23 protein-coding genes are annotated in these 19,686 nt (G+C 61.5%); 18 read left to right on the forward strand and 5 right to left on the reverse strand.

All coding sequences use genetic code 11. From position 1 onward, the window contains the following. Nucleotides 1-31 precede the first annotated feature (31 nt). The 5 genes from BQ8482_RS14660 to BQ8482_RS14680 all read left to right on the forward strand — a co-directional run bounded on the left by BQ8482_RS14660 (nucleotide 32) and on the right by BQ8482_RS14680 (nucleotide 4,558). Complete coding sequence (locus BQ8482_RS14660) at nucleotides 32-1,036, forward strand: ABC transporter substrate-binding protein (protein ID WP_123148284.1); 1,005 nt, start codon at nucleotides 32-34, stop codon at nucleotides 1,034-1,036. Continuing rightward, nucleotides 1,033-1,860 carry an ABC transporter permease gene (locus BQ8482_RS14665; RefSeq protein ID WP_123148285.1) on the forward strand — a complete coding sequence of 276 codons (828 nt, stop codon included), beginning with the start codon at nucleotides 1,033-1,035 and terminating at the stop codon, nucleotides 1,858-1,860. The genes BQ8482_RS14660 and BQ8482_RS14665 overlap by 4 nt, the downstream gene beginning before the upstream one ends. Then, the gene (locus BQ8482_RS14670) at nucleotides 1,829-2,569 is read left to right on the forward strand and encodes an ABC transporter ATP-binding protein (protein WP_123148286.1); all 741 of its coding nucleotides are present in this window, start codon (nucleotides 1,829-1,831) and stop codon (nucleotides 2,567-2,569) included. Before BQ8482_RS14665 ends, BQ8482_RS14670 begins: the two co-directional genes overlap by 32 nt. Nucleotides 2,570-2,604: 35 nt before the next feature. Then, nucleotides 2,605-3,576 carry a quinoprotein relay system zinc metallohydrolase 2 gene (locus BQ8482_RS14675; RefSeq protein ID WP_123148522.1) on the forward strand — a complete coding sequence of 324 codons (972 nt, stop codon included), beginning with the start codon at nucleotides 2,605-2,607 and terminating at the stop codon, nucleotides 3,574-3,576. A 118-nt stretch (nucleotides 3,577-3,694) separates the two neighbouring features. Beyond that, a complete protein-coding gene (locus tag BQ8482_RS14680; RefSeq protein ID WP_123148287.1) occupies nucleotides 3,695-4,558 on the forward strand; it encodes a quinoprotein dehydrogenase-associated SoxYZ-like carrier in 864 nt (287 codons plus the stop codon). A gap of 187 nt (nucleotides 4,559-4,745) precedes the next feature. Here BQ8482_RS14680 and BQ8482_RS14685 read toward each other — a convergent pair whose 3' ends face one another. Next, nucleotides 4,746-5,099 carry a hypothetical protein gene (locus tag BQ8482_RS14685; protein WP_123148288.1) on the reverse strand — a complete coding sequence of 118 codons (354 nt, stop codon included), beginning with the start codon at nucleotides 5,097-5,099 and terminating at the stop codon, nucleotides 4,746-4,748. A 672-nt stretch (nucleotides 5,100-5,771) separates the two neighbouring features. On the opposite strand from BQ8482_RS14685, the gene BQ8482_RS14690 reads away from it, so the two are divergent. The 4 genes from BQ8482_RS14690 (at nucleotide 5,772) to BQ8482_RS14705 (ending at nucleotide 9,808) form a co-directional block, all read left to right on the forward strand. After that, on the forward strand, nucleotides 5,772-7,670 hold the full coding sequence (locus BQ8482_RS14690; RefSeq protein WP_123148289.1) for a methanol/ethanol family PQQ-dependent dehydrogenase: 1,899 nt from the start codon (nucleotides 5,772-5,774) through the stop codon (nucleotides 7,668-7,670). A gap of 180 nt (nucleotides 7,671-7,850) precedes the next feature. Continuing rightward, nucleotides 7,851-8,375, forward strand: a complete 525-nt coding sequence (locus BQ8482_RS14695; protein WP_123148290.1) for a c-type cytochrome, methanol metabolism-related — start codon at nucleotides 7,851-7,853, stop codon at nucleotides 8,373-8,375. 1 nt (nucleotide 8,376) lies between these two features. Then, nucleotides 8,377-9,240: a quinoprotein dehydrogenase-associated putative ABC transporter substrate-binding protein gene (locus BQ8482_RS14700; RefSeq protein WP_244602811.1), complete on the forward strand. Its 864-nt coding sequence runs from the start codon at nucleotides 8,377-8,379 to the stop codon at nucleotides 9,238-9,240. A 10-nt stretch (nucleotides 9,241-9,250) separates the two neighbouring features. Further along, a complete protein-coding gene (locus BQ8482_RS14705) occupies nucleotides 9,251-9,808 on the forward strand; it encodes a PQQ-dependent catabolism-associated CXXCW motif protein (RefSeq protein WP_123148292.1) in 558 nt (185 codons plus the stop codon). 58 nt (nucleotides 9,809-9,866) lie between these two features. Here BQ8482_RS14705 and BQ8482_RS38120 read toward each other — a convergent pair whose 3' ends face one another. Next, nucleotides 9,867-10,004: a hypothetical protein gene (locus tag BQ8482_RS38120; protein ID WP_165848570.1), complete on the reverse strand. Its 138-nt coding sequence runs from the start codon at nucleotides 10,002-10,004 to the stop codon at nucleotides 9,867-9,869. Between the two features lie 220 nt (nucleotides 10,005-10,224). On the opposite strand from BQ8482_RS38120, the gene pqqB reads away from it, so the two are divergent. From pqqB to pqqE, 4 genes are read left to right on the forward strand one after another with little or no spacing between them, the layout of a single operon-like run. Then, on the forward strand, nucleotides 10,225-11,163 hold the full coding sequence (gene pqqB, locus BQ8482_RS14715; protein WP_123148293.1) for a pyrroloquinoline quinone biosynthesis protein PqqB: 939 nt from the start codon (nucleotides 10,225-10,227) through the stop codon (nucleotides 11,161-11,163). Beyond that, the gene (gene pqqC, locus BQ8482_RS14720; RefSeq protein ID WP_123148294.1) at nucleotides 11,160-11,918 is read left to right on the forward strand and encodes a pyrroloquinoline-quinone synthase PqqC; all 759 of its coding nucleotides are present in this window, start codon (nucleotides 11,160-11,162) and stop codon (nucleotides 11,916-11,918) included. The genes pqqB and pqqC overlap by 4 nt, the downstream gene beginning before the upstream one ends. Next, nucleotides 11,915-12,211: a pyrroloquinoline quinone biosynthesis peptide chaperone PqqD gene (pqqD, locus tag BQ8482_RS14725; RefSeq protein WP_123148295.1), complete on the forward strand. Its 297-nt coding sequence runs from the start codon at nucleotides 11,915-11,917 to the stop codon at nucleotides 12,209-12,211. Before pqqC ends, pqqD begins: the two co-directional genes overlap by 4 nt. Continuing rightward, nucleotides 12,208-13,329: a pyrroloquinoline quinone biosynthesis protein PqqE gene (gene pqqE / locus BQ8482_RS14730; protein ID WP_123148296.1), complete on the forward strand. Its 1,122-nt coding sequence runs from the start codon at nucleotides 12,208-12,210 to the stop codon at nucleotides 13,327-13,329. The genes pqqD and pqqE overlap by 4 nt, the downstream gene beginning before the upstream one ends. A gap of 127 nt (nucleotides 13,330-13,456) precedes the next feature. On the opposite strand, the gene folP is transcribed toward pqqE, so the two are convergent. Then, nucleotides 13,457-14,290 carry a dihydropteroate synthase gene (gene folP / locus BQ8482_RS14735; RefSeq protein ID WP_123148297.1) on the reverse strand — a complete coding sequence of 278 codons (834 nt, stop codon included), beginning with the start codon at nucleotides 14,288-14,290 and terminating at the stop codon, nucleotides 13,457-13,459. A gap of 106 nt (nucleotides 14,291-14,396) precedes the next feature. On the opposite strand from folP, the gene BQ8482_RS14740 reads away from it, so the two are divergent. The 4 genes from BQ8482_RS14740 to BQ8482_RS37715 all read left to right on the forward strand — a co-directional run bounded on the left by BQ8482_RS14740 (nucleotide 14,397) and on the right by BQ8482_RS37715 (nucleotide 16,474). Further along, nucleotides 14,397-14,867 (forward strand): SRPBCC family protein, encoded by a 471-nt coding sequence (locus tag BQ8482_RS14740; protein WP_123148298.1) that lies wholly within the window; start codon nucleotides 14,397-14,399, stop codon nucleotides 14,865-14,867. A 23-nt stretch (nucleotides 14,868-14,890) separates the two neighbouring features. Further along, nucleotides 14,891-15,316, forward strand: a complete 426-nt coding sequence (locus BQ8482_RS14745; protein ID WP_123148299.1) for a GFA family protein — start codon at nucleotides 14,891-14,893, stop codon at nucleotides 15,314-15,316. 426 nt (nucleotides 15,317-15,742) lie between these two features. Continuing rightward, nucleotides 15,743-15,940, forward strand: coding sequence for a hypothetical protein (locus tag BQ8482_RS14750; RefSeq protein ID WP_123148300.1), 198 nt, complete (start codon nucleotides 15,743-15,745; stop codon nucleotides 15,938-15,940). A 291-nt stretch (nucleotides 15,941-16,231) separates the two neighbouring features. Beyond that, nucleotides 16,232-16,474: a hypothetical protein gene (locus BQ8482_RS37715; protein ID WP_133254773.1), complete on the forward strand. Its 243-nt coding sequence runs from the start codon at nucleotides 16,232-16,234 to the stop codon at nucleotides 16,472-16,474. Between the two features lie 218 nt (nucleotides 16,475-16,692). Here BQ8482_RS37715 and BQ8482_RS14755 read toward each other — a convergent pair whose 3' ends face one another. After that, nucleotides 16,693-17,412, reverse strand: coding sequence for a DUF899 domain-containing protein (locus tag BQ8482_RS14755; RefSeq protein WP_123148301.1), 720 nt, complete (start codon nucleotides 17,410-17,412; stop codon nucleotides 16,693-16,695). Between the two features lie 455 nt (nucleotides 17,413-17,867). Here BQ8482_RS14755 and BQ8482_RS14765 point away from each other — a divergent pair, with 455 nt between their 5' ends. After that, nucleotides 17,868-18,452: a GNAT family N-acetyltransferase gene (locus BQ8482_RS14765; RefSeq protein WP_123148303.1), complete on the forward strand. Its 585-nt coding sequence runs from the start codon at nucleotides 17,868-17,870 to the stop codon at nucleotides 18,450-18,452. Between the two features lie 123 nt (nucleotides 18,453-18,575). On the opposite strand, the gene BQ8482_RS14770 is transcribed toward BQ8482_RS14765, so the two are convergent. Then, nucleotides 18,576-19,514: a carbon-nitrogen hydrolase family protein gene (locus tag BQ8482_RS14770; RefSeq protein ID WP_123148304.1), complete on the reverse strand. Its 939-nt coding sequence runs from the start codon at nucleotides 19,512-19,514 to the stop codon at nucleotides 18,576-18,578. Nucleotides 19,515-19,686 lie beyond the last annotated feature (172 nt).

Genomic DNA, 19,686 nt, shown 5'->3' on the forward strand with positions numbered 1-19,686 from the left:
CCGGCTTATTACCGCTCTGGGAGGAGACATCATGATGATTTCGCGTCGAGCAACGCTCCGGCTGGCAGCTCTTGGAACAGCCGCGGCTCTTGTCCCAGGGCCGTCCTTCGCCACGGCCCCCTCCTTCGCCACGGCCAGGGTTCGCATTGGTGTGCTGAAGTTCGGCACCGTGAGCTGGGCACTTGACACCATGAAACAACACAAGTTCGACACAGCCAACGGCATCGATCTGCAGATCATCGATTTCGCCGGCGAGGATGCAACCAACGTCGCCATGCTGGCCGGCGCGATCGACATCATCGTCTCCGACTGGCTGTGGGTCTCGCGCCAGCGCTCGGAAGGCGTCGACCTGACATTGGTCCCCTATTCGACCGCCGTCGGGGCAATCATGGTGAAGGAGGCGGCGCCGATCCGGACGATCACCGATCTCAAGCGAAAAAAGATCGGCGTCGCCGGCGGGCCTCTCGATAAAAGCTGGCTGCTGATCCAGGCGCTGGCCAGACGCGATCACGGCCTCGACCTGCCGGCAACCAGCGACATCGTCTTTGGCGCGCCGCCGCTGATTTCGGAAAAGGCGATGCAAGGCGAACTCGATGCGGTGCTCAATTTCTGGCATTTTTGCGCCCGGCTCGAGGCCAACGGCTTTCGTCGGCTGATCGGCGCCGACGATGCGGCGAAAGCGCTCGGGGCCTCGGGCGCCGTATCGGCGCTCGGCTATGTCTTTCATGACAAATGGGCGAACGAAAATCCGGACGCCGTCAGGGGCTTCATCAAGGCTTCGGCGCAGGCCAAGGACTTGCTGGCCAGATCCGACGACGAGTGGCTGCGCCTTGCGCCGATTATCCGCGCACAAGGCCAGGAATTGGCCAAACTGCGTGACCGCTATCGCGAGGGCATTCCCAGACGCCCCGTCGCCGAGGATGCGGCCGACGCGGGCAGGCTCTACCGCGTGCTGGCCGAGATCGGCGGCGACAAGCTGGTCGGCCGCGCGCCCGAGATGGCGCCCGGCACGTTCTGGCAGGAGCTGCCGAAATGACCGCACCTGACACCGGCGATCGCCCGCCTGGCGCTGCGGCCGACATCTCCAGCCAATCCGGCCTTGCAGCGGCGCTGACACCCGTGCTGACGGTCGCGGTCTCTCTGCTCGGGCTTTGCCTGCTGTGGGGTCTTGCAGCAAATGCCTGGCCGAGCCGTGCCTTTCCTGGGCCGGGGCGGGTCTGGCAGGTGCTGCTCGCAGAGGCGGCGAACGGCGACCTTTTCTACCATCTCGGCGCGACACTCGGCCGGGTTGCCGCGGCATATGTCGTCGCGATGGTTGTTGGCTCGGTCATCGGCGTTCTCCTCGGCAGCCACCGCAGCGCAGACCGGTTCTTCAGTCCCTGGCTGGTCCTGTTTCTCAACATTCCCGCGCTGGTCGTCATCGTGCTTGCCTACATCTGGTTCGGCCTCAACGAGGCGGCGGCGATTGGCGCAGTTGCCGTCAACAAGATCCCGAATGTAGTGGTGACGATGCGCGAAGGCGCCGGGGCGCTTGATCCGAGTTACGGCGAAATGGCCGCCGTCTACCGCTTCGGTCCCCTCGAACGCATCCGCCATGTCCTGCTGCCGCAATTGCAGCCCTATCTTGCCGCCGCCTCACGATCCGGCATCGCCCTCATCTGGAAGATCGTCCTTGTGGTCGAACTGCTCGGCCGCTCCAACGGCGTCGGCTTCCAGATCTATCTTTATTTCCAGCTCTTCGACGTCGCCGCCATTCTTGCCTACACGCTGGCTTTCGTGACGGTGATGCTTGTCATCGAACTTCTTCTGGTGCAGCCCATTGAACGACATGCAACCCGTTGGCGCCGTCGTCCCGCTTAGGGTCGACATCGCCGAAAAGACCTTCAGGTCCGCGCAAGGCGTCTCGATCACGGCGCTCCAGGACCTTTCCTTCGAGGTCCGGCAAGGCGAATTCGCCTGCTTGCTGGGACCGTCGGGTTGCGGCAAGACCACGACGCTGCGCATCCTGCTTGGATTGGACAAAGACTTTTCCGGCTCCTTCCAACTGCCTGAAGGCGGCTCCAACCGGATCGCCGCCGTGTTCCAGGAGCCGATCTTGCTGCCGTGGCGGACGGTGGAGCAGAATGTCAGGCTGGCGCTGCCGAAAAGCCTGAGAACGAAGAATCTCGACGGGCTGTTCGACACGCTCGGCCTCGCCGGCATGCGCTCGCTCTATCCGGCGGAGCTTTCGCTCGGCCTTGCGCGCCGGGCAGCACTTGCCAGGGCCTTCGCCACCGAACCGGCGGTGCTTTTCCTGGACGAACCCTTTGCCTCGCTCGACGAACGGACTGCCGAGCGGCTTCGGCACCTGCTTTTGACCGTGTGGTCGGCGCGGCCTACGACCGCCCTGATGGTAACGCACAATCTCCGCGAGGCGCTGATGCTGTCGGACCGCATCATCGTTCTCGCACAGCGGCCAGCCCATGTGCTCGGCATGTTCGACGTAAGGCTGCCGCGGCAATATCGCAATCCACAGGTGATGAGCGACCTTTTGCGGTCGTTCCACCAAAAATTTCCGGGCGTGGCCTGATCGCCTTACAGTTCGGAATGCATATCGGGGAAGCCATGCCGATCGATAGCGTACGACGCAAGCTTGTGAAAGGCTTCGCCTGCACCGCGGTCAGCGCCGCGATGCTGCCCTGTTGCCTCGGGCGGGCCGCTCTCGCCGCTGCCGGCGGCCTTGAATTCAAGCTCAGGAAAATCGCCGACGGCGTCTTCGCCTTCCAAGGCGTCGATGAATTGATGAGCGCCGCCAACCAGGGCGCGATTTCGAACCTGGGCGTCGTCGTCGGGACCGACGCCGTTGCCGTCATCGACAGCGGCGGCAGCCTGATCGAGGCGAACACCCTCATCGCCGCGATCGGCAAGATAAGCGCCAAGCCGGTTCGCTACCTTATCAACACCCATATGCACCCCGACCACATCTTCGGCAATGCGGCGTTCCGGGAGATCGGCGCCACCATTGTCGGCCATCGCAATCTGCCGCGCGCGCTCGAGGCACGCGGCGCGTTCTACCTGCAAAGTTTTCGCGAACAGATCGGCGGCGCGCTGATGAAAGGGATCGAGATCATACCGCCGACGATGCTGGTCGATGATCGCCTGCAGCTCGACCTCGGTGGACGCGTGCTCGAATTGCAGGCATGGAAGGCGGCTCACACCGACAACGACCTGACCGTCTTCGACAGCGCGACCCGCACGCTGTTTGCCGGCGATCTCGTTTTCATAGGTTCCTTGCCGACGCTCGACGGGTCGCTGCTTGGCTGGCTCCGCCAGATGGATGCGCTGGCAGCGATCGGTGCCGCTCGCGTCGTGCCGGGTCATGGCCCGGTGCCGGCCGACTGGCCGGAGGCGCTGACGGCGGAGCGGCGCTATTTCGAGGTTCTAGCGCGCGACATTCGCAAGGCGATCGCCGACGGGGTGCCGCTCAGCGAGGCAGTCAGGACCGCCGGCCGAAGCGAACGGGGCAATTGGCATCTGTTCGACGACTACAATGAACGCAATGCAACGGCCGCCTTTGCCGAACTCGAATGGGAATAGATCACACCGACAAGCGCTGGGCGGGATGAAGTGGGTCGATTTGCCAAATCCATCGTCAAAGGCTTATCCTCGACATCGGCCTGGGCACCACCTCTCTGATATTGGTGGAGGCATCGAAATGCAGAACCACGCTTACACGAGCCGGCAGCTCGTCTTGCCGCTCGCAGCCATCTTTGCCGCGATCACCCTGGCTGTCGGCACGCTCTTTGGCTCCTCCGGAGCCGCCAACGCGCAGCAAACAGCCGCGTCTTCGGACAGGATCTGGCAGGATTTGAAAGGCGACGTGTTCGGCGATCGGGCAATTCTGGTCGATACCGGCGTCGTCAGGGTCGAGGCGCCGAAGCGGGCGCAGGACGCCGCCATCGTGCCCGTCGACATCTATATCGACCCGGCCAAGGCAGCCGACGGCATCAAATCCGTCACCTTGATCATCGACGTCAATCCGGCACCGGTGGCGGCGACGTTCCAGATCGGCAAGGACGCCGGCGTGACGCATCTGTCGACGCGCGTGCGCGTCAACGACTATTCCTATTTGCGCGCCATAGCAGAGACGCAGGGCGGCGAACTCCACATGGCGCAGACCTTCGTCAAGGCGTCAGGCGGATGCTCCGCCCCGGCGGTCAAGAACCAGGACGAGGCGATAGCGACGATGGGGCAGATGAAGCTGCGCCAATTCCCACCGCAAGAGACGATGACAAAGGCGCAGGAATTGCAGCTGATGATCCGGCATCCGAACAATTCGGGCCTGCAGCGGAATCCACAGACCCAGTATTTCATCCCCGCGCATTTTGTTCAGAAACTGTCGATCTCGCAGGCAGACCGGCCGATCCTCTCGATGGAAGGCGGAATATCGATTTCGGAAGATCCCAATTTCCGGTTCGATTTCACCGCGCACGGCACTGGCGACATTCAGGTCGAAGCGATCGATACCGACGGCAAGGTATTTCGCAATCAATGGCCACTGGAGGCTACAGGACTCTGAAGCCTCGAAATCGCATACAGCGGTTGTCCCCCCCGTCGCCGCTCTTACCAGGGCACGCTCTAAAGCGCGTCGCGTTTGACCGGCCTCATGCGACGCGCTTTAGATTGTTGTTTTATGCATGTCGTTATCGCAAAACCGCTGCACACCCTCGGTTCAAGCCCGAGGGCATGCTTTTGCGCGACATGCATTAAAAGCAGCGCACGTCGGCTTCCGCCTGCGCGCGCTTCAATTCCGTGCTTGCGGCTTTTGCCGGCGCGCTTTCGCGAAACAGTCCCGAACGCTCGCCTGTCGTCAGGGACATGCTCTTAAAGGTCTCGGCCCTTTCATAATCCTCGAATGGAAGGATCGAGGCGATGACGTCGATCGAGCAGGAACAGTTCTCCAGCGCCTGACGTGTCTGGCCATTCGTCTGCATGCAGCCGAGCACATAGTCGACAATCGTCGCCGTCGGATAATCTCCGGCGGCGCCGGCCGGATTGGCGAAGGCCAGGGCCGATGCAAGCAACAGCGGCAAGGTCGAAAAGCCGACATATCTGAGCATGGGGAACCTCCGATTGGCGCGGACGTGACAGATCGAGCCCGATGGATCGAGACAGATCACCGCACCAGTTGGCCTCGTGCCACCACGCCAGTCAAGTTCTCATGCAGGCCATATAGTACCAAAGGAGCAAGGCCGTACCGGTCGGCAAAAGGCCTCCCCGACAGCACGAACATCCGCTCCGAAACCTGGTGCTGACCTTCATTTCATGTCTCCTTCACTATCGGCACCCGGAGCGACGCTCGCATACTTAAACCCATATGCTCCAAGGAATATTGCCAAATATAAATCAATACATTTCGCCAAAAAAATACGCAAAATTTGGCAACTTATATAAATCGCTCTTCATTCACAGTCGAACAATAGCTTTCTGTCTGGGTTTTTTCATATCTATTTCTCTATATTGCAGTGCAACATAGACGGAAGTGATTTTTCTTGCCTTCCGCCTGGGGATGACATAGCTTCATCCTGTTTCCGGCTTCAAGGGCGTCACCGTCATTAGGGAGCGGCGACAGTCTTTCGTAGGCCAAGTGGGATGGGCAGTAACGGTGCCCTCTGCTCATTCGGCTTAGGTCGTGACACGCTGCCGGAAATACTTCCCCCACATGAATCGCTTGGGCAAGCCCTCGTGGGCTCGACGGACGATTCGTCATTGTGAACCCTGGGAGGACTTTGATGCGTGTACTTGCGAAAACTGCCTACCTACTAACGACCGCGGCGCTCATGTCGTTCGGCGCGGTCCACATGACGTCGGCCAATGAAGAACTGATGAAAATGGCCGAAAATCCCAAGGACTGGGTGATGCAGACGGGTGACTACGCCAACACCCGCTTTTCCAAACTTAACCAGATCACCAAGGACAATGTGAAGAACCTGCAGGTCAAGTGGAGCTTCTCCACTGGCGTGCTGCGCGGCCATGAAGGCGGGCCGCTGATCATCGGCGATGTGATGTATGTTCACGCGCCGTTCCCGAACACCGTCTATGCTCTCGATCTCAACAATGATGGAAAGATCCTCTGGAAATACGAACCCAAGCAAGACCCCAATGTCATTGGGATCATGTGCTGCGACACGGTCAATCGTGGCGTCGCCTATGGTGACGGCAAGATCATTCTCAACCAGGCCGACACCACCGTCGTGGCGCTCGATGCCAAGTCCGGCAAGGTCGTCTGGTCGGTCAAGAACGGCGATCAGATCGACGGCGGAAAGGGCGAATCCGGCACGTCAGCGCCTGTGGTCGTCAAGGACAAGGTTATCGTCGGCGTCTCCGGCGCCGAATATGGTGTTCGCGGCCACATCTCGGCCTACAATCTGACGGATGGCAAGCTTGCCTGGCGGGCCTATTCGACGGGACCCGATGCAGAAACCCTGATCGATCCCGAAAAGACCACCCATCTCGGCAAACCAGTCGGCGCGGACTCGGGCACGAACACCTGGGAAGGCGAGCAGTGGAAGACCGGTGGCGGCACGACTTGGGGATGGTACGCCTATGATCCCAAGCTTAACTTGATCTACTACGGCACCGGCAATCCATCGACCTGGAACCCGGTCCAGAGGCCGGGCGACAATCGCTGGTCGATGACGATCATGGCTCGCGATGCGGATACGGGGATGGCCAAGTGGCTCTACCAGATGACCCCGCATGACGAGTGGGATTATGACGGCGTCAACGAGATGATCCTTGTCGACGGCATGGACATCAAAGGCGCCAAGCGCGATGTGCTGGTGCACTTCGACCGCAACGGCTTTGCCTACACCATGGATCGCGCCAATGGCGAGCTTCTCGTCGCCAAGAAATACGATCCGGCAGTGAACTGGGCGACGGAAGTCAACATGGACCCCAGCAGCGACCAGTATGGCCGCCCGCAGGTCGTGGCCAAATATTCGACCCAGGCGAACGGCGAAGACACCAACTCGACGGGCATCTGCCCGGCCGCGCTTGGAACCAAGGACCAGCAACCGGCGACCTATTCGCCGAAGACCGGTCTGTTCTACGTGCCGACAAACCATGTCTGCATGGACTATGAGCCCTACAAGGTGAGCTACACCGCCGGTCAGCCTTACGTGGGCGCCACCGTGTCGATGTATCCTCCCCCTGGAGCCGACCACATGGGCAACTTCATTGCCTGGGATGCTGCCAAGGGCGAGATCGTCTGGTCTAAGCCCGAGAAGTTCTCGGTCTGGTCGGGCGCGCTGGCGACCGACGGCGACGTCGTCTTCTACGGCACGCTCGAGGGCTACATCAAGGCGGTCGATCATGACGGGAATGAACTCTACAAGTTCAAGACCCCGTCCGGCATCATCGGCAACATCACGGCCTACGAGCATGGCGGCAAGCAGTACATCGCCGTTCTGTCCGGCGTCGGCGGATGGGCGGGTATCGGTCTGGCAGGTGGACTGCTTTCGCCCGAAAACGCCGCTGCCTGGCATGGCGCCGTCGATCAGGGCCGTGAGCAAGGCGACGAAACCGCGGTTGTTGGGACTGCTGGTCTGGGAGCGGTCGGTGGTTACGCAGCACTTGCCGACTACACGACGCTGGGCGGCCAGCTCACCGTCTTCGGTCTCCCGGACTGATACACGGGAACCTTAGGCACGCCTCGGGTCTTGTGAAAAAGACCAAGGCTTGAAAAGCGAGAGCCCGGATCACCGGGAAGCCAGGACCGGGCTCTCGATTTCGCCGCGCACCCAAAACATCGATCAATGCCGCTTCACGACTGCAAACCCGTGTGCGTGGCAAATGAAGGAAGAGTCTGAATGTCCGTTCGCATTGTAATTGCCGCTCTCGCTCTGGCTCTGCTGCCTCTGGCAAGCTCAAGTCTCGCGCAGGCCTCGGACAGCGCGGAAAAAGCCAAGGCGGTGACGGAAGAGGACGGCAAGCATTTGGATGCGGAGGGAAATCCGACCTACAAGATCGAAAGCGGAACCGTCGATTGGTATACGTTCAGCGGTTACCGCCGGTATCACTCCGATTGCCATGTTTGTCACGGACCGGACGGCACAGGTTCGAGCTACGCGCCGGCCCTGGTCAACAGCCTGAAAACCATGGACTACGCCACGTTCCTCTCGATCGTCGCCGAAGGCCGCAAGAACGTCGGCGGCGGCAAGGAGAACGTCATGCCAGCTTTTGGCGACAACAAGAACGTCTATTGCTACATGGATGATCTCTACGTCTATCTGCGTGCCCGCGCCGACGGTGCAGCGCCCCGCGGCAGACCGCCGAAGAAATCAAACAAGCCACAGGCAGCGAAGGATGCCGAAGCATCCTGTATGGGTGGATGATATGATTGGCCGTGACGCGTTGAAGCTGTGTTTTGTCCTGCCGATGCTCGGCGCACTCGCCTTGCTGCCTCCGAACGCCCAGGCGCAGGACGCCGGCCTTGGTGCCGCGGGAGAACTGGTCGACCCTGACATTCTGCGCGTCTGCGCCGATCCTTCAAACATGCCCTTCACCGACAAGAGCGGCGAAGGCTTCGAAAACAGGCTGGCTGAACTGGTTGCCGCGAAAACCGGCAGAAAGTCCGTCGCCTATACCTGGTTTCCTGTTGTCGCCGGCTTCGTGCGCAACACGCTGGCCGCCAACCGATGCGACATCATCATGGGCTATGCCCAGGGCGATGAACTGGTGCAGAACACCAACGCCTACTATCGCTCGTCCTATGTGTTGGTGCACCCGAGGGGCAACGGCATGGAAGGCGTCGAGACGATCGAGGATCCGAAACTCACCGGCAAGAGGATCGGCGTCGTCGAAAGCACGCCGCCGACTGCCAACATGGCCGCCAACAAGCTCATGCGAACGGCAAAAATCTATCCGCTGGCGGTGGATACGCGCCTCACCGCTTCCATGGGGGAGGTCATGATCAAGGACATGCTCGCCGGCAAGATCGACGCGGCTGTCATGTGGGGACCGATGGCAGGCTACTATGCCAAGGAACTCGGCGCCGATCTCACGATCGTTCCGCTGGTGAAGGAAAAAACCGGCTCGCGCATGTCCTACCGCATCACCATGGGCGTGCGTCCATCCGACCAGGAATGGAAGCGGACGCTCAACCGGGTGATCAGGGAAAACCAGGCGGAGATCAACAGGATCCTGCTGGACTACAATGTGCCGCTGATCGACGAACACGATAATCCGATCACGCAATGACGAAACCGTTATGACGGGAAAGGAGACGATTTTGCTGGTCGCTGCGGGCCTTCTGGGTCTGACCCAACCGATGTGGGCTGGCGATGTCGCCGAGCCCGGCGGCTACCGGATGGACGACTATCGGGCGCCGGTGCCGCAGACGCTGCGGGGCGCAAGCGTGGTGACGACGGCAGAGGCGGAGGCGCTGTGGCGGGAGAAGAAGGCGGTGTTCTTCGACGTCATGCCGAACACGCCGAAGCCGGCCAATTTGCCGGCAGGAACGATTTGGAGAGACACGATCAGAAAGGATATCCCGGGCAGCACCTGGCTCGCCAATGTCGGTTACGGAGCTATCTCCGAGGAGACCGCCAGCTATTTTCGCCAGGGCCTCTCGGCCGAAGCCGGTCCCGACAAGTCGCGCGCTATTCTGTTCTATTGCATGACGAATTGCTGGATGTCCTGGAATGCCGCGAAACGGGCCGTCGAATGGGGCTACAGCGCGGTGATCTGGTATCCGCCCGGCGCCGATGGATGGGAGCGTGCAAACCTCCCGCTGGAGGAGGAGAAGCCTTACGTGATCAGCAATTGAAGCATGAGCATTGTTATTTTCGATCGTCTTGTTTTTCGAGTTTTCAGAACCTACCGTTTCATTTGTCCATTTTGAGAGCTGATGGACGAGCCATTGCAATGGTGCCCAGCAATGGTTGACTGAGAAAAAGATCGGCCCCTTCGGGCTGGTAGAAGAGGAGAAATGCCATGAAGAAGAGCTGGACGAAACCGACCATGTGCCAGGTTGCTGCGGGCTTCGAAATTTCGCGGTATCTGCCTGCTGAAATTCCTCCCAAGAAGTAGGCCGCAGAGGTGCGTGTCCCTGGCAACGGGGGCACGCACTGCCTTGCCGGGCGAGGTCTTCGGGAAAGGCTTTGGCGCGTTCAATACGGGCGCGAAGCCATTCGCGGTCCAAAACTTGCTGTTGGTTGAATGAGCCGCAGAGCGGGCATTGCAATGCGCTTGAAAATCATCGGCTCGGCGGCAGGCGGCGGCTTCCCGCAATGGAATTGCAACTATCGCCTGAGCCGCGCGGCTCGCACCGGGATGGCTGGCGTGCATTCGCGAACCCAATCAAGCATCGCCGCGTCAGTGGATGGGGCCGGCTGGGTGCTCTTCAACGCCTCGCCCGATATTCGCCAGCAGATTGCGCAAACGCCTGAATTGCAGCCCGCGCATGATGCGCCGCTGCGTTCGACGCCTATCCGTGCGGTGGTGCTGACCAATGCCGATGTCGATCATGTCGCCGGCCTGCTCAGCCTGCGTGAGCGGCAGCCCTTCGCCATCTATGCAACGACACAGGTTCTGGCGACGCTGGAGGCGAATTCGATTTTCAATGTTCTCGATCCGGCGCTCGTGCCGCGGCGCATCCTGCCGCCGGCGAAGGAATTGGCGATCTGCGATGCAGACGGCCACGACACCGGCGTGATTGTCGAGAGCTTTCCCGTGCCCGGAAAGATAGCCCTCTATCTCGAGGAAAGAAGCCAGCCGGATGCCAATTTCAGCTCCGAGTCCGGCGACACGGTCGGCGTCCGTATCACTGGTCCCGGCAGTCGCGGCTCCGTCTTCTATATCCCGGGCTGCGCGCGCATCGATGCGACCCTGCGCACGCGTCTAGCCGATGCCGCCTGTGTGCTGTTCGATGGCACGGTCTATACCGACGACGAGATGATTGCCGCCGGCGTCGGACAAAAAACCGGGGCACGCATGGGGCATCTGGCAATGTCGGGAGACGAGGGGTCGATCGCCGGCCTGGCCGATGTGAGGATCGGCCGCCGTGTCTTCGTCCACATCAACAACACCAACCCTGTTCTGGACGAGAATTCCGCCGAACACGCAGCGGTAAAAGCCGCCGGCTGGGAAGTCGCCCGCGACGGGATGGAGATGGAATTTTGAGTGATTTCCACGACGCGGCCAGGAACGGCCTGTCCTCCAGCGAGCTCGAAGCCGTGCTGCGTCAGGTCGGTGCCGAGCGCTATCACAACCGACATCCTTTCCATCACAGGATGACCAGCGGTGCGCTGTCGCGGACCGAGATGCAGGCCTGGGCGCTGAACCGCTATTGCTACCAGGCTGTCATCCCGCGCAAGGATGCCATGATCCTGGCACATGCCGAGGACCCGGCGTTTCGCGCCGCCTGGCGCAAACGCATCGAGGACCATGACGGCGAGGACGGCCGGAGCGGCGGTATCGCGCGCTGGCTGCATCTGGCGACCTCGCTCGGCCTCAATCCCGATGACGTGAAGAGCGAAAGGCTGGCGCTGCCGGTGACACGTTTCGCGGTCGGCGCCTACCTCTCCTTTTGCACGAACCGGACGCTGTTCGAGGCGGTCGCATCGTCGCTGACCGAAATGTTCTCGCCGCTCATCATCGGCGAGCGGGTCCCGGCCATGCTGGCCAAATACGATTACATCACCGAGGATACGTTGGCCTACTTCACCCGACGGCCCGAACAGGCCTCGCGCGACGCCGACTTCGCCCTCGCCTACGTGCTCGGCCATGCCGACACGGCGGAACGCCAGCAGCAGGCGATCGATGCGCTGGTATTCAAATGCGATATACTGTGGGCCATGCTCGACGCGCTTCAACACGCCTATGCCGAGCCGGGAAACATCCCGCCCGGCGCCTTCCGTCCGGAGGCAGCCCTATGATGGCGCTGCGCGAAAGAGCCTTGGTGTCGCCGCAGTCGGTGCCATCGCTGCCGAAGCACGTGCGCATACAATACGATCCCGTGCGGCAGGCGTTCGCCGTGCTTTCGCCGGAAAAGGTATTTTGGCCGAACGATATCAGCCTCGATATATTGCGCCGCTGCGATGGACGGTCCACGGTCGGCCACATCATTGCCGGCCTTGCCGCGGATTATGACGCCGAACAGGAGGCGGTGGCGGCCGACGTCGTCGCCTTCCTGCAGGAATGGTCGGACAAGCTGCTGGTAAAACTATGAGCGAGCCCCTTCTCCCTCCGATCGGCATGCTGGCGGAACTGACGCATCGCTGCCCGCTGCAATGCCCGTATTGCTCCAATCCGCTCGAATTGCTGAAGGCCAATCGCGAACTCGATACACAGACCTGGCTCGACCTGTTCTCGCAGGCGGCCGATCTCGGCGTTCTCCAGGTGCATCTGTCCGGCGGCGAACCGACGCTGCGCCGCGATCTCGAGCAATTGATCGCCGGGCTTTCGGCGCGCGGCGTCTACACCAACCTGATCACCGCCGGCGTCGGCATTGCCGAGGGCCGCATCGAGGCGTTTGCCGAAGCCGGGCTCGACCATCTGCAGCTGAGCTTTCAAGGCGCACGTCCGGCGACCACCGACCGCATCGGCAATCACAAAGGCGGCCACGAAAAGAAGCTGGAGACGGCACGCCGCGCGCGCGCGGCCGGCCTGCCGCTTACGATCAACGCACCGATCCATCGCCACAACATCGAGGAGGTGCCGGAATTCATCGATCTGGCCCTCTCGTTGGGCGCGGAGCGGCTCGAGATCGCCAACGTGCAGTATGCCGGCTGGGCGCTGACCAATCGCGATCAACTGATGCCCGCGCGTGCTGCGGTCGACCGGCAGGCGGAGATCGTCGCGGCGGCGCGCGAACGGCTCACCGGCATCATGAACATCGATTTCGTCCCGCCAGATTATTTCGCCATCTATCCCAAGCCGTGCATGGGCGGCTGGGCGCGCGACGCGTTCATGGTGACGCCGGACGGCACCGTGCTGCCATGCCATGCCGCACAGACCATCCCGTCGCTCAGTTTTGAGCGTTTCGGGACGCGCAGCCTGGCCGAGATCTGGACGGATTCGCCGGCATTCAACGCCTTTCGCGGCACCGACTGGATGCAGCAGCCCTGTCGCAGCTGCGAACGGCGTGAGATCGACTGGGGCGGCTGCCGCTGCCAGGCGATGGCGATTGCCGGGGATGCCGCCGCCACGGACCCGGCTTGCGCGAAATCGCCGATCCATGCGCGCATGGCAATGCTGATCGACGAAGCCCAGCGTGCTGCGGCAGTTCCTTCGCACGACGAACATTTCATCTACCGGCGGATCGGCGTCGTCACCGAGCCCGCCTGACGCGCCTTCTAAAGCGCGTCGCACGAATCGCTTGAACGGATTCAAGGATTCATGCGACACGCTTTAAGTTCTTGTTTTAATGCATGTCGTTATCCCAAAACCGCTGCGCACTTTTGGGCGACATGCATTAATCCACGGTCTCGCGCTCGCGCACCGCGTCGGCGAAAGCCAGTGCATCGCGATTGACCGCGACATTGTGCACGCGGAAGATCGAAGCGCCCTTCAGCCGCAGGATGACGCTGGTCGCCGCTGTGCCGACGTCCCGCCCCTCGTCAGTTCCGCCGACCAGGTGACGGGCAAGACGCTTGCGTGACGTGCCGACCAGCAATGGAAAACCGAGAGCGCGCAATTCACCGAAGCGAGCCATAAGCTCAAGGTTTTCCTCTCCGTCCTTGGCAAAGGCGAAGCCCGGGTCCAGCACGATCCGGTCGTCCGGGATGCCGGCGTCGCGCGCGATCTCCAGCGATCTGTTCAGGAACAGGAACTGGTCGGCGATCACATCCGCCAGTTTTTCACGGTCGCGCCCGGTGTGCATGATGACGAGGCCGGCGCCGGTTTCCGCCGCGACGTGGGCGATGTCGGGTTCGCGCTGCAGGCCATGCACGTCGTTGACGATATGCGCGCCCGCCGCGACCGCCAGACGCGCCGTCTCGGCCCGATAGGTGTCGACCGAAACCAGGCTGCCGCCTTCGGACGACAGCGCCTCGATGACCGGCAGGATGCGCGCTTGTTCCTCGCGCGCCGAAACCGCGTCGGCGCCGGGCCGGGTGGACTCGCCGCCGACATCGATGATCGCCGCGCCCTCGCCGATCATGCGCCGCGCCTGTTGCAGAGCCCGCTCCGGCCGGTCGAATTCTCCGCCGTCGGAAAAACTGTCCGGCGTGACGTTCAAAATCCCCATCAGCAACGATTGCGCGCCAAGATCGAGATGCCGTCCATGAGCAAGCTGCCAGCGCGTCATGCGTCAACCTTTTTTCATATCAGATGCAATTCGCGACACGATTGTCACTCACACGAGTCCGGTTTCCGCATCTACCTATGCTCGCGAAACTACAAGGAGCGTAGTAATGACCAAGGAAAGCTTTATCTACACGACCTATATCGTCTCGACACCGGGAAAGGTGTTCGAGGCCATAACCAAACCGGACCTCGCACGGCGCTACTGGGGCCACGAGAACGTCTCCGACTGGAAGCCCGGTTCGAGCTGGGAGCATGTCCGCGCTAATGATGAACGGACCGTCGAACTCGTCGGCAAGGTCGTCGAGGTCTCGCCGCCGACCCGTCTCGTCATCACCTGGGCAAACGCTTCGCAGGCGTCCGATCCGGCGAGCTACAGCCGTGTGACCTTCGAGCTCGAGGAATACGAGGCCATGGTCCGGCTGACCGTCACCCATGACGAGCTCGAAGCCGGCAGCGGGATGGCGAACGGCATCAAAAAGGGTTGGCCGATCGTCCTCTCCAGCCTGAAATCCTTCCTCGAAACCGGTCAGGCGATCGATGTCTTCGCCAAGCCGCGAGCGTCCGAACGGGCGGCCTGAACCGGGAACTAGGAGCCGAGCAGATGAGCACTCTCTACACCGGCGGATGCGCGTGCGGCGCGGTCCGCTACGAGGCAAAGGCAGCCCCGATCTTCGAGAACCACTGCCAATGCCGCGATTGCCAGAAAAGAAGCGGCACCGGTCACCAATCCTATCTGACGTTTCCGTCGCGGGCAGACGTGAAGATCACCGGCACGGCGACGGACTGGCGCATTGCGGGTGACAGCGGCAACGATAACATCCATTCGTTCTGCCCGGTCTGCGGGACGCCGGTCTACCTGACATTCGCCGCCATGCCGGAGCCGATCGCGGTCTATGCCGGAAGTCTCGACGATCCGGGCCGGTTCAAGCCGACCGTTGTGACCTACGGTATCCGGGCTCTCCCCTGGGACAAGATGGATACCGCGCTGACGACGTTCGAGAAGATGCCGCCAGGCCCGGCGTCGTAGCTGACGCGCACGACGATGATTCCGGCTCCTGCCTTCCGGAAACGGATCAACTGCGCCCACCGCGGGCGCGGGCGTCGGCTGACGTCGTTTGCGCGGCCAAAACCCAGAATTACGGTGACAGTGCACAATTTGGGAAGTCTGCTCGGCCGTCGCTGCGTGTAGACGCACGGCTCGACTTGCATTGCCGCGCCGCCGATGCCGCATCGGGGCGGCCGGTGGGCAGCAAGAAAATAGTGCACTGTCACCGTAATATTTGGCCTTGACCTGCTTCGTTGCCCTGGACCGCGCTCCTGATGGCCTTCCAGCCCCGGTGCGCCGGCCGGCGCCCTTCTTGGTGGCCACACTTTGATTTCCGTTTTATTTTCCGTCGACTATCCAAACCGATTCCGAAGTGCTTTGCTGCCCGCCTTGTTTTAGGGGGCAAATATGCGCAGGACGATTGGGCAAGACGAACTCGATAACTTCGAGGTCGATGGCGACCGGCTCTACTGGAAGGGCAGCGCCGTGGTAATGGAGAGGAAGTTGGCGCTCGATTGGTATCAGACGACCTTGGCAACTGGCGCCGCTTTCGGCGCCCTCCTTGCCGGCATCCACCCTTTCGGCGTTACTTTGGGCTGGTGGTGATATCGTGCCCCAGTCGGACCCGGTTGACCCAGGCGAGGCTCATCGACGAACTACTTGTGCTTGTCAGTGAGTGGCAGAAGGAATCCAATTTCTCGCAATTCTTGCCGAGCTCAGCTATCGTGCGCACGGCAGAGGGGAAGGCTACCCCGCTTGGGGTTCCAGAGGCTTCATGCTGACCGCGCCCAAGGTCTTGGGCACCGAGTGAGAAAATGGCAGCTCACTCCTTGCCTCTGCCACCTGATCTCTAAGCCGCTTTCCGCCGCGCCTCTCGCTGGCGCCTTGGGCAAGAAAATGAAAAAAGCATCCAAGATCCTTTCATCTGCAGACGGCAAACTACGCGTCGTCTTTTATGAAAACGACAATGGTCTATTCCAATGGAGAGAACAGGAAATCATCCCTCCAGACTCAGACCTCGGTCACCCGGACCCCGAATGGGGACCCACCAACCATATCCCATCTGGATATTTTGCGCGGCTGGACGAAGCTGAGGGAGAAGCACGCACGATTGTCGGTTGGCTGCGTGAGTCCAAATAGCGTCGACCGTCCGCCATTCTGATGTCCGCCCCGCTTGGTAGGCTGCGGCGGCCAGTTCCTTAGTCTGGAAATACGCTAGCGCCGAGATGCCCGGCATTCAACCGGGCGGCTAACCCAATCGCGGCGCTACTCCCGAATTGCTTCCGATGGACATTACCGTGACAGTGCACTTTCTGCCGTGCTCGGCTGTCGCTGTCTGTAGATTGGACGCATGCCGCTCAGCGATTGCCGTACTCGTCATGGCGGCGCCACCACGCCTGGGGGAACTCGAGCCCGTTCTCGTTCCTTCCCCACGGAGCCAAGTCGAGGAAACGGTAGACCCCCATAAACACCTCGGTGCCACGGGCGTAGGTCGAGTAGGTGTGGTAGACGGCACCGTCCTGGAGCGCGAAGACGCTCATTCCCTCCTTCTGCGGCTCGGCCCTGTCGACATGCTGATAGTTGTAGTCGGCGCCGTCTCTCTGCTGCTCTTCGGTGAAGGCGGCGCCGAAGTCGTATTTGAAATCGCTCCCGAACGACGAAACCCACGGGAAGCGCCAGCCCATTTTCTGCTTGTAATCCTGGATGTCCTGCAACGGGGCGATCGATTCGCAAACGAGGGTAATGTTGCGGCCGTTCAAGTGGGGGATGACGCAGTCGAAATGATCGGCGATCAAGGAGCATCCGGTGCATCCTTGGCGCTCATCGGTGAGCCGGTATCCGTAGCCGAACATGAAATGATAGACGAAGAGTTGCGAGCGCCCTTGGAAAAGGTCGGCGAGCGAGGCGCTTTCCCCCTCGGTCTCGAATAGATACTCCTTATCGATCCGAACCCACGGCAGCTCCTGTCGCTGTCGCGCCAGCTCGTCGCTCTGCCGCATGAGCCGTTTCTCCGCCTCGAGCAGTGCGAGCCGCGCTCGCAGCCATTCCTCGCGTGTTCCGGTCTTGTGTTTCGTCATCGCTCCTATCTCCTTCCTCGGGGTTTCCTTTCCGTTTCTCGAAACAACTTGTGCGTCAGGAGATAAACTTAACGCCGGAGGCGAAACATGGTAGCCAGATGTGGGGCGGGTTTCCGATGGACTCCCTGATCACGGATGCCAATGATGTCACCTTGGCCTTCGAAGACTACAAGCTGGAAATGGATAGCGCTCCCGCTCGAACACCTCTGCTCGATGCGTTGCGGACCGCTGGCTGAAAAAGAAGGACGGAGTCACAAAGCGGGGGTGCTGATGTTCCCTCGCGGCGGGCATTTCCTGCTTGAGACGCACGCCGAACCGGCGCTCTCCCTCATGATGGAGTTCATCAAGCGAACACAGCGGCGCAATTTGCCTGAGGGGACTCCTGCCCGCTTGTTGCGGAGCCAGTTGAGGACGCGGGCGCCTCGTCGAACCACCTGCGTCACTTGGAGGGCAGCATGAAATCGCCGACAGTGAGAGTTATGGCCGCGGCCGATGAAGATCCGGCGGTCGGAACCATCGTGCTGGCGTTTGCAGAGGATCCCATGGCGCGATGGACCTGGCCGCATGCACACCAGTACCTTGCCGCCATGCCGCGACTGGTCCGCGCGTTCGGGGCCAGGGCATTCTCAAACGGAAGCGCCTTTTGCACCGATGGCTACGCCGGGACGGCGCTGTGGCTGTCGCCCGGTGTGCATCCCGACGAGGAAGGGCTTGGTGCGGTTGTCGAGAGCACGGTTGCGCCCTCTCTTGTCCCTGAAGTCGCCGCTATATTCGAGCAGATGGCCAAGTACCATCCGGCCGAACCGCATTGGTACCTGCCCGTGATCGGCGTCGACCCGACGCATCAGGGCGAAGGTCTCGGCGAAGCCTTGATGGCGTACGCGCTCGCGCAGTGCGATCGCGATCACGCGCCCGCCTATCTGGAATCCTCGAACCCGCGCAACATTCCGTTCTACCGGCGCCACGGCTTCGAACCGCTCGGCGCGATCCAGGTCGGTTCATCGCCGACGCAAGTCCCGATGCTGCGGCGACCGCGTTGAGCCAGGTAGGGCAGACGAGCGAAGCGTCAGCCGCCCGGCTGACCGGCCGGCGTCATGGCCGACGCGCTCCACGACATTCCGGCTCCCGGCTTCCGCCCAGCGCCGGCGCGGACGTCAGCCGGCTCAGTCGGTGAACGCGACGGGTGTAAGCGGTTTCCGGCTGATCGACAGCGAGAAAATATCCGGCCGGGAATAGTGCCCGGCGACGTCAAGCGACCGCCGGGCGCGGCCGACCGCCTCCCGATCAATTTCGGCGAACAGGATTCCCTTGTCGCGGTTCAGCGGTCCGGCCGCGATTGCGCCGCCCGGCTTCACGACGACGGCGTCGCCGTCGTTGATCCACTCTTCGGCCTTGAACAGTCGGTCGCGATCGGGAAAGTCGGCCGGCAGATCGCTGCCCTGCATTGCCGTCGCGGTTCCGATGACCCAGCATCCGCCCTCGCGGGCGATGTGACGCAATGTGGCGAGGCAGAGTTCACCATTGTCCCACGTCGGATTGACGAGAATGTCGATGTTCTGGGCGTAGAGAGCGTAGCGCGCAAGCGGCATATAGCTTTCCCAGCAGATCAGGCACCCCAGGCGGCCAACCGGCGTGTCGACAACTCGGAGGCCGCTCGCGTCGCCCGTCCCCCAGACCATGCGCTCGGGGTTGGTCGGCATCAACTTGCGATGTCGGTTTTGGAGCGTGCCATCCGGTCCAATCACGACCACGGTGTTAAACAGCGTTGTGCCCGAGAAACGACTATCGATCTCGTTCAGGCCGACGACAATCGTCACCGCACGCTGGCTGGCGGCCTTCTGCAGAGGCTCAAGATCATCTCGCTCGATATCGACGGCGTTGCTGCGCAGCCTGGCGTGAAGCTCGCTTGACAACGCCATATCCGTGCCGGGCTTCAGCCGCCAGACCCACGTCGGATATCCGGGAATCCAGGCTTCAGGGAAGATCACCAGGGTGGCGCCTGCATCGGCGGCTTCGTTGATCGCCTCGACGGCTCTGGCGATGGTCGCCTCCCGATCGAGAAAGACCGGCGGCTTCTGAACGATGGCAATTTTTGCTTGCATGGCGGTTTCCTCTACTCCCGATGCATGTTCCCACTACACTTCAGCTGCAATGGTTTTCTTTTGAGCACTTCTGTCGGTGTCGGTGTGCCGTAACACGAAGACATAGCCGCCGGCTTTCAGCGACGGCAGCAGCTTCTGCAATCGCCAATGCGATGGCGGATGCGAATAATCT

The sequence above is a fragment of the Mesorhizobium delmotii genome (genome assembly GCF_900149755.1).
Lineage (GTDB): Bacteria > Pseudomonadota > Alphaproteobacteria > Rhizobiales > Rhizobiaceae > Mesorhizobium > Mesorhizobium delmotii.

What these genes read in the sequence shown, in the direction of transcription:
- BQ8482_RS14660 (WP_123148284.1), top strand. Translation starts at nt 32, where the DNA reads ATGATGATTTCGCGTCGAGCAACGCTCCGGCTGGCAGCTCTTGGAACA.
- BQ8482_RS14665 (WP_123148285.1), top strand. Translation starts at nt 1,033, where the DNA reads ATGACCGCACCTGACACCGGCGATCGCCCGCCTGGCGCTGCGGCCGAC.
- BQ8482_RS14670 (WP_123148286.1), top strand. Translation starts at nt 1,829, where the DNA reads ATGCAACCCGTTGGCGCCGTCGTCCCGCTTAGGGTCGACATCGCCGAA.
- BQ8482_RS14675 (WP_123148522.1), top strand. Translation starts at nt 2,605, where the DNA reads ATGCCGATCGATAGCGTACGACGCAAGCTTGTGAAAGGCTTCGCCTGC.
- BQ8482_RS14680 (WP_123148287.1), top strand. Translation starts at nt 3,695, where the DNA reads ATGCAGAACCACGCTTACACGAGCCGGCAGCTCGTCTTGCCGCTCGCA.
- BQ8482_RS14685 (WP_123148288.1), bottom strand. Translation starts at nt 5,099, where the DNA reads ATGCTCAGATATGTCGGCTTTTCGACCTTGCCGCTGTTGCTTGCATCG.
- BQ8482_RS14690 (WP_123148289.1), top strand. Translation starts at nt 5,772, where the DNA reads ATGCGTGTACTTGCGAAAACTGCCTACCTACTAACGACCGCGGCGCTC.
- BQ8482_RS14695 (WP_123148290.1), top strand. Translation starts at nt 7,851, where the DNA reads ATGTCCGTTCGCATTGTAATTGCCGCTCTCGCTCTGGCTCTGCTGCCT.
- BQ8482_RS14700 (WP_244602811.1), top strand. Translation starts at nt 8,377, where the DNA reads ATGATTGGCCGTGACGCGTTGAAGCTGTGTTTTGTCCTGCCGATGCTC.
- BQ8482_RS14705 (WP_123148292.1), top strand. Translation starts at nt 9,251, where the DNA reads ATGACGGGAAAGGAGACGATTTTGCTGGTCGCTGCGGGCCTTCTGGGT.
- BQ8482_RS38120 (WP_165848570.1), bottom strand. Translation starts at nt 10,004, where the DNA reads ATGGTCGGTTTCGTCCAGCTCTTCTTCATGGCATTTCTCCTCTTCTAC.
- pqqB (WP_123148293.1), top strand. Translation starts at nt 10,225, where the DNA reads ATGCGCTTGAAAATCATCGGCTCGGCGGCAGGCGGCGGCTTCCCGCAA.
- pqqD (WP_123148295.1), top strand. Translation starts at nt 11,915, where the DNA reads ATGATGGCGCTGCGCGAAAGAGCCTTGGTGTCGCCGCAGTCGGTGCCA.
- pqqE (WP_123148296.1), top strand. Translation starts at nt 12,208, where the DNA reads ATGAGCGAGCCCCTTCTCCCTCCGATCGGCATGCTGGCGGAACTGACG.
- folP (WP_123148297.1), bottom strand. Translation starts at nt 14,290, where the DNA reads ATGACGCGCTGGCAGCTTGCTCATGGACGGCATCTCGATCTTGGCGCG.
- BQ8482_RS14740 (WP_123148298.1), top strand. Translation starts at nt 14,397, where the DNA reads ATGACCAAGGAAAGCTTTATCTACACGACCTATATCGTCTCGACACCG.
- BQ8482_RS14745 (WP_123148299.1), top strand. Translation starts at nt 14,891, where the DNA reads ATGAGCACTCTCTACACCGGCGGATGCGCGTGCGGCGCGGTCCGCTAC.
- BQ8482_RS14750 (WP_123148300.1), top strand. Translation starts at nt 15,743, where the DNA reads ATGCGCAGGACGATTGGGCAAGACGAACTCGATAACTTCGAGGTCGAT.
- BQ8482_RS37715 (WP_133254773.1), top strand. Translation starts at nt 16,232, where the DNA reads ATGAAAAAAGCATCCAAGATCCTTTCATCTGCAGACGGCAAACTACGC.
- BQ8482_RS14755 (WP_123148301.1), bottom strand. Translation starts at nt 17,412, where the DNA reads ATGACGAAACACAAGACCGGAACACGCGAGGAATGGCTGCGAGCGCGG.
- BQ8482_RS14765 (WP_123148303.1), top strand. Translation starts at nt 17,868, where the DNA reads ATGAAATCGCCGACAGTGAGAGTTATGGCCGCGGCCGATGAAGATCCG.
- BQ8482_RS14770 (WP_123148304.1), bottom strand. Translation starts at nt 19,514, where the DNA reads ATGCAAGCAAAAATTGCCATCGTTCAGAAGCCGCCGGTCTTTCTCGAT.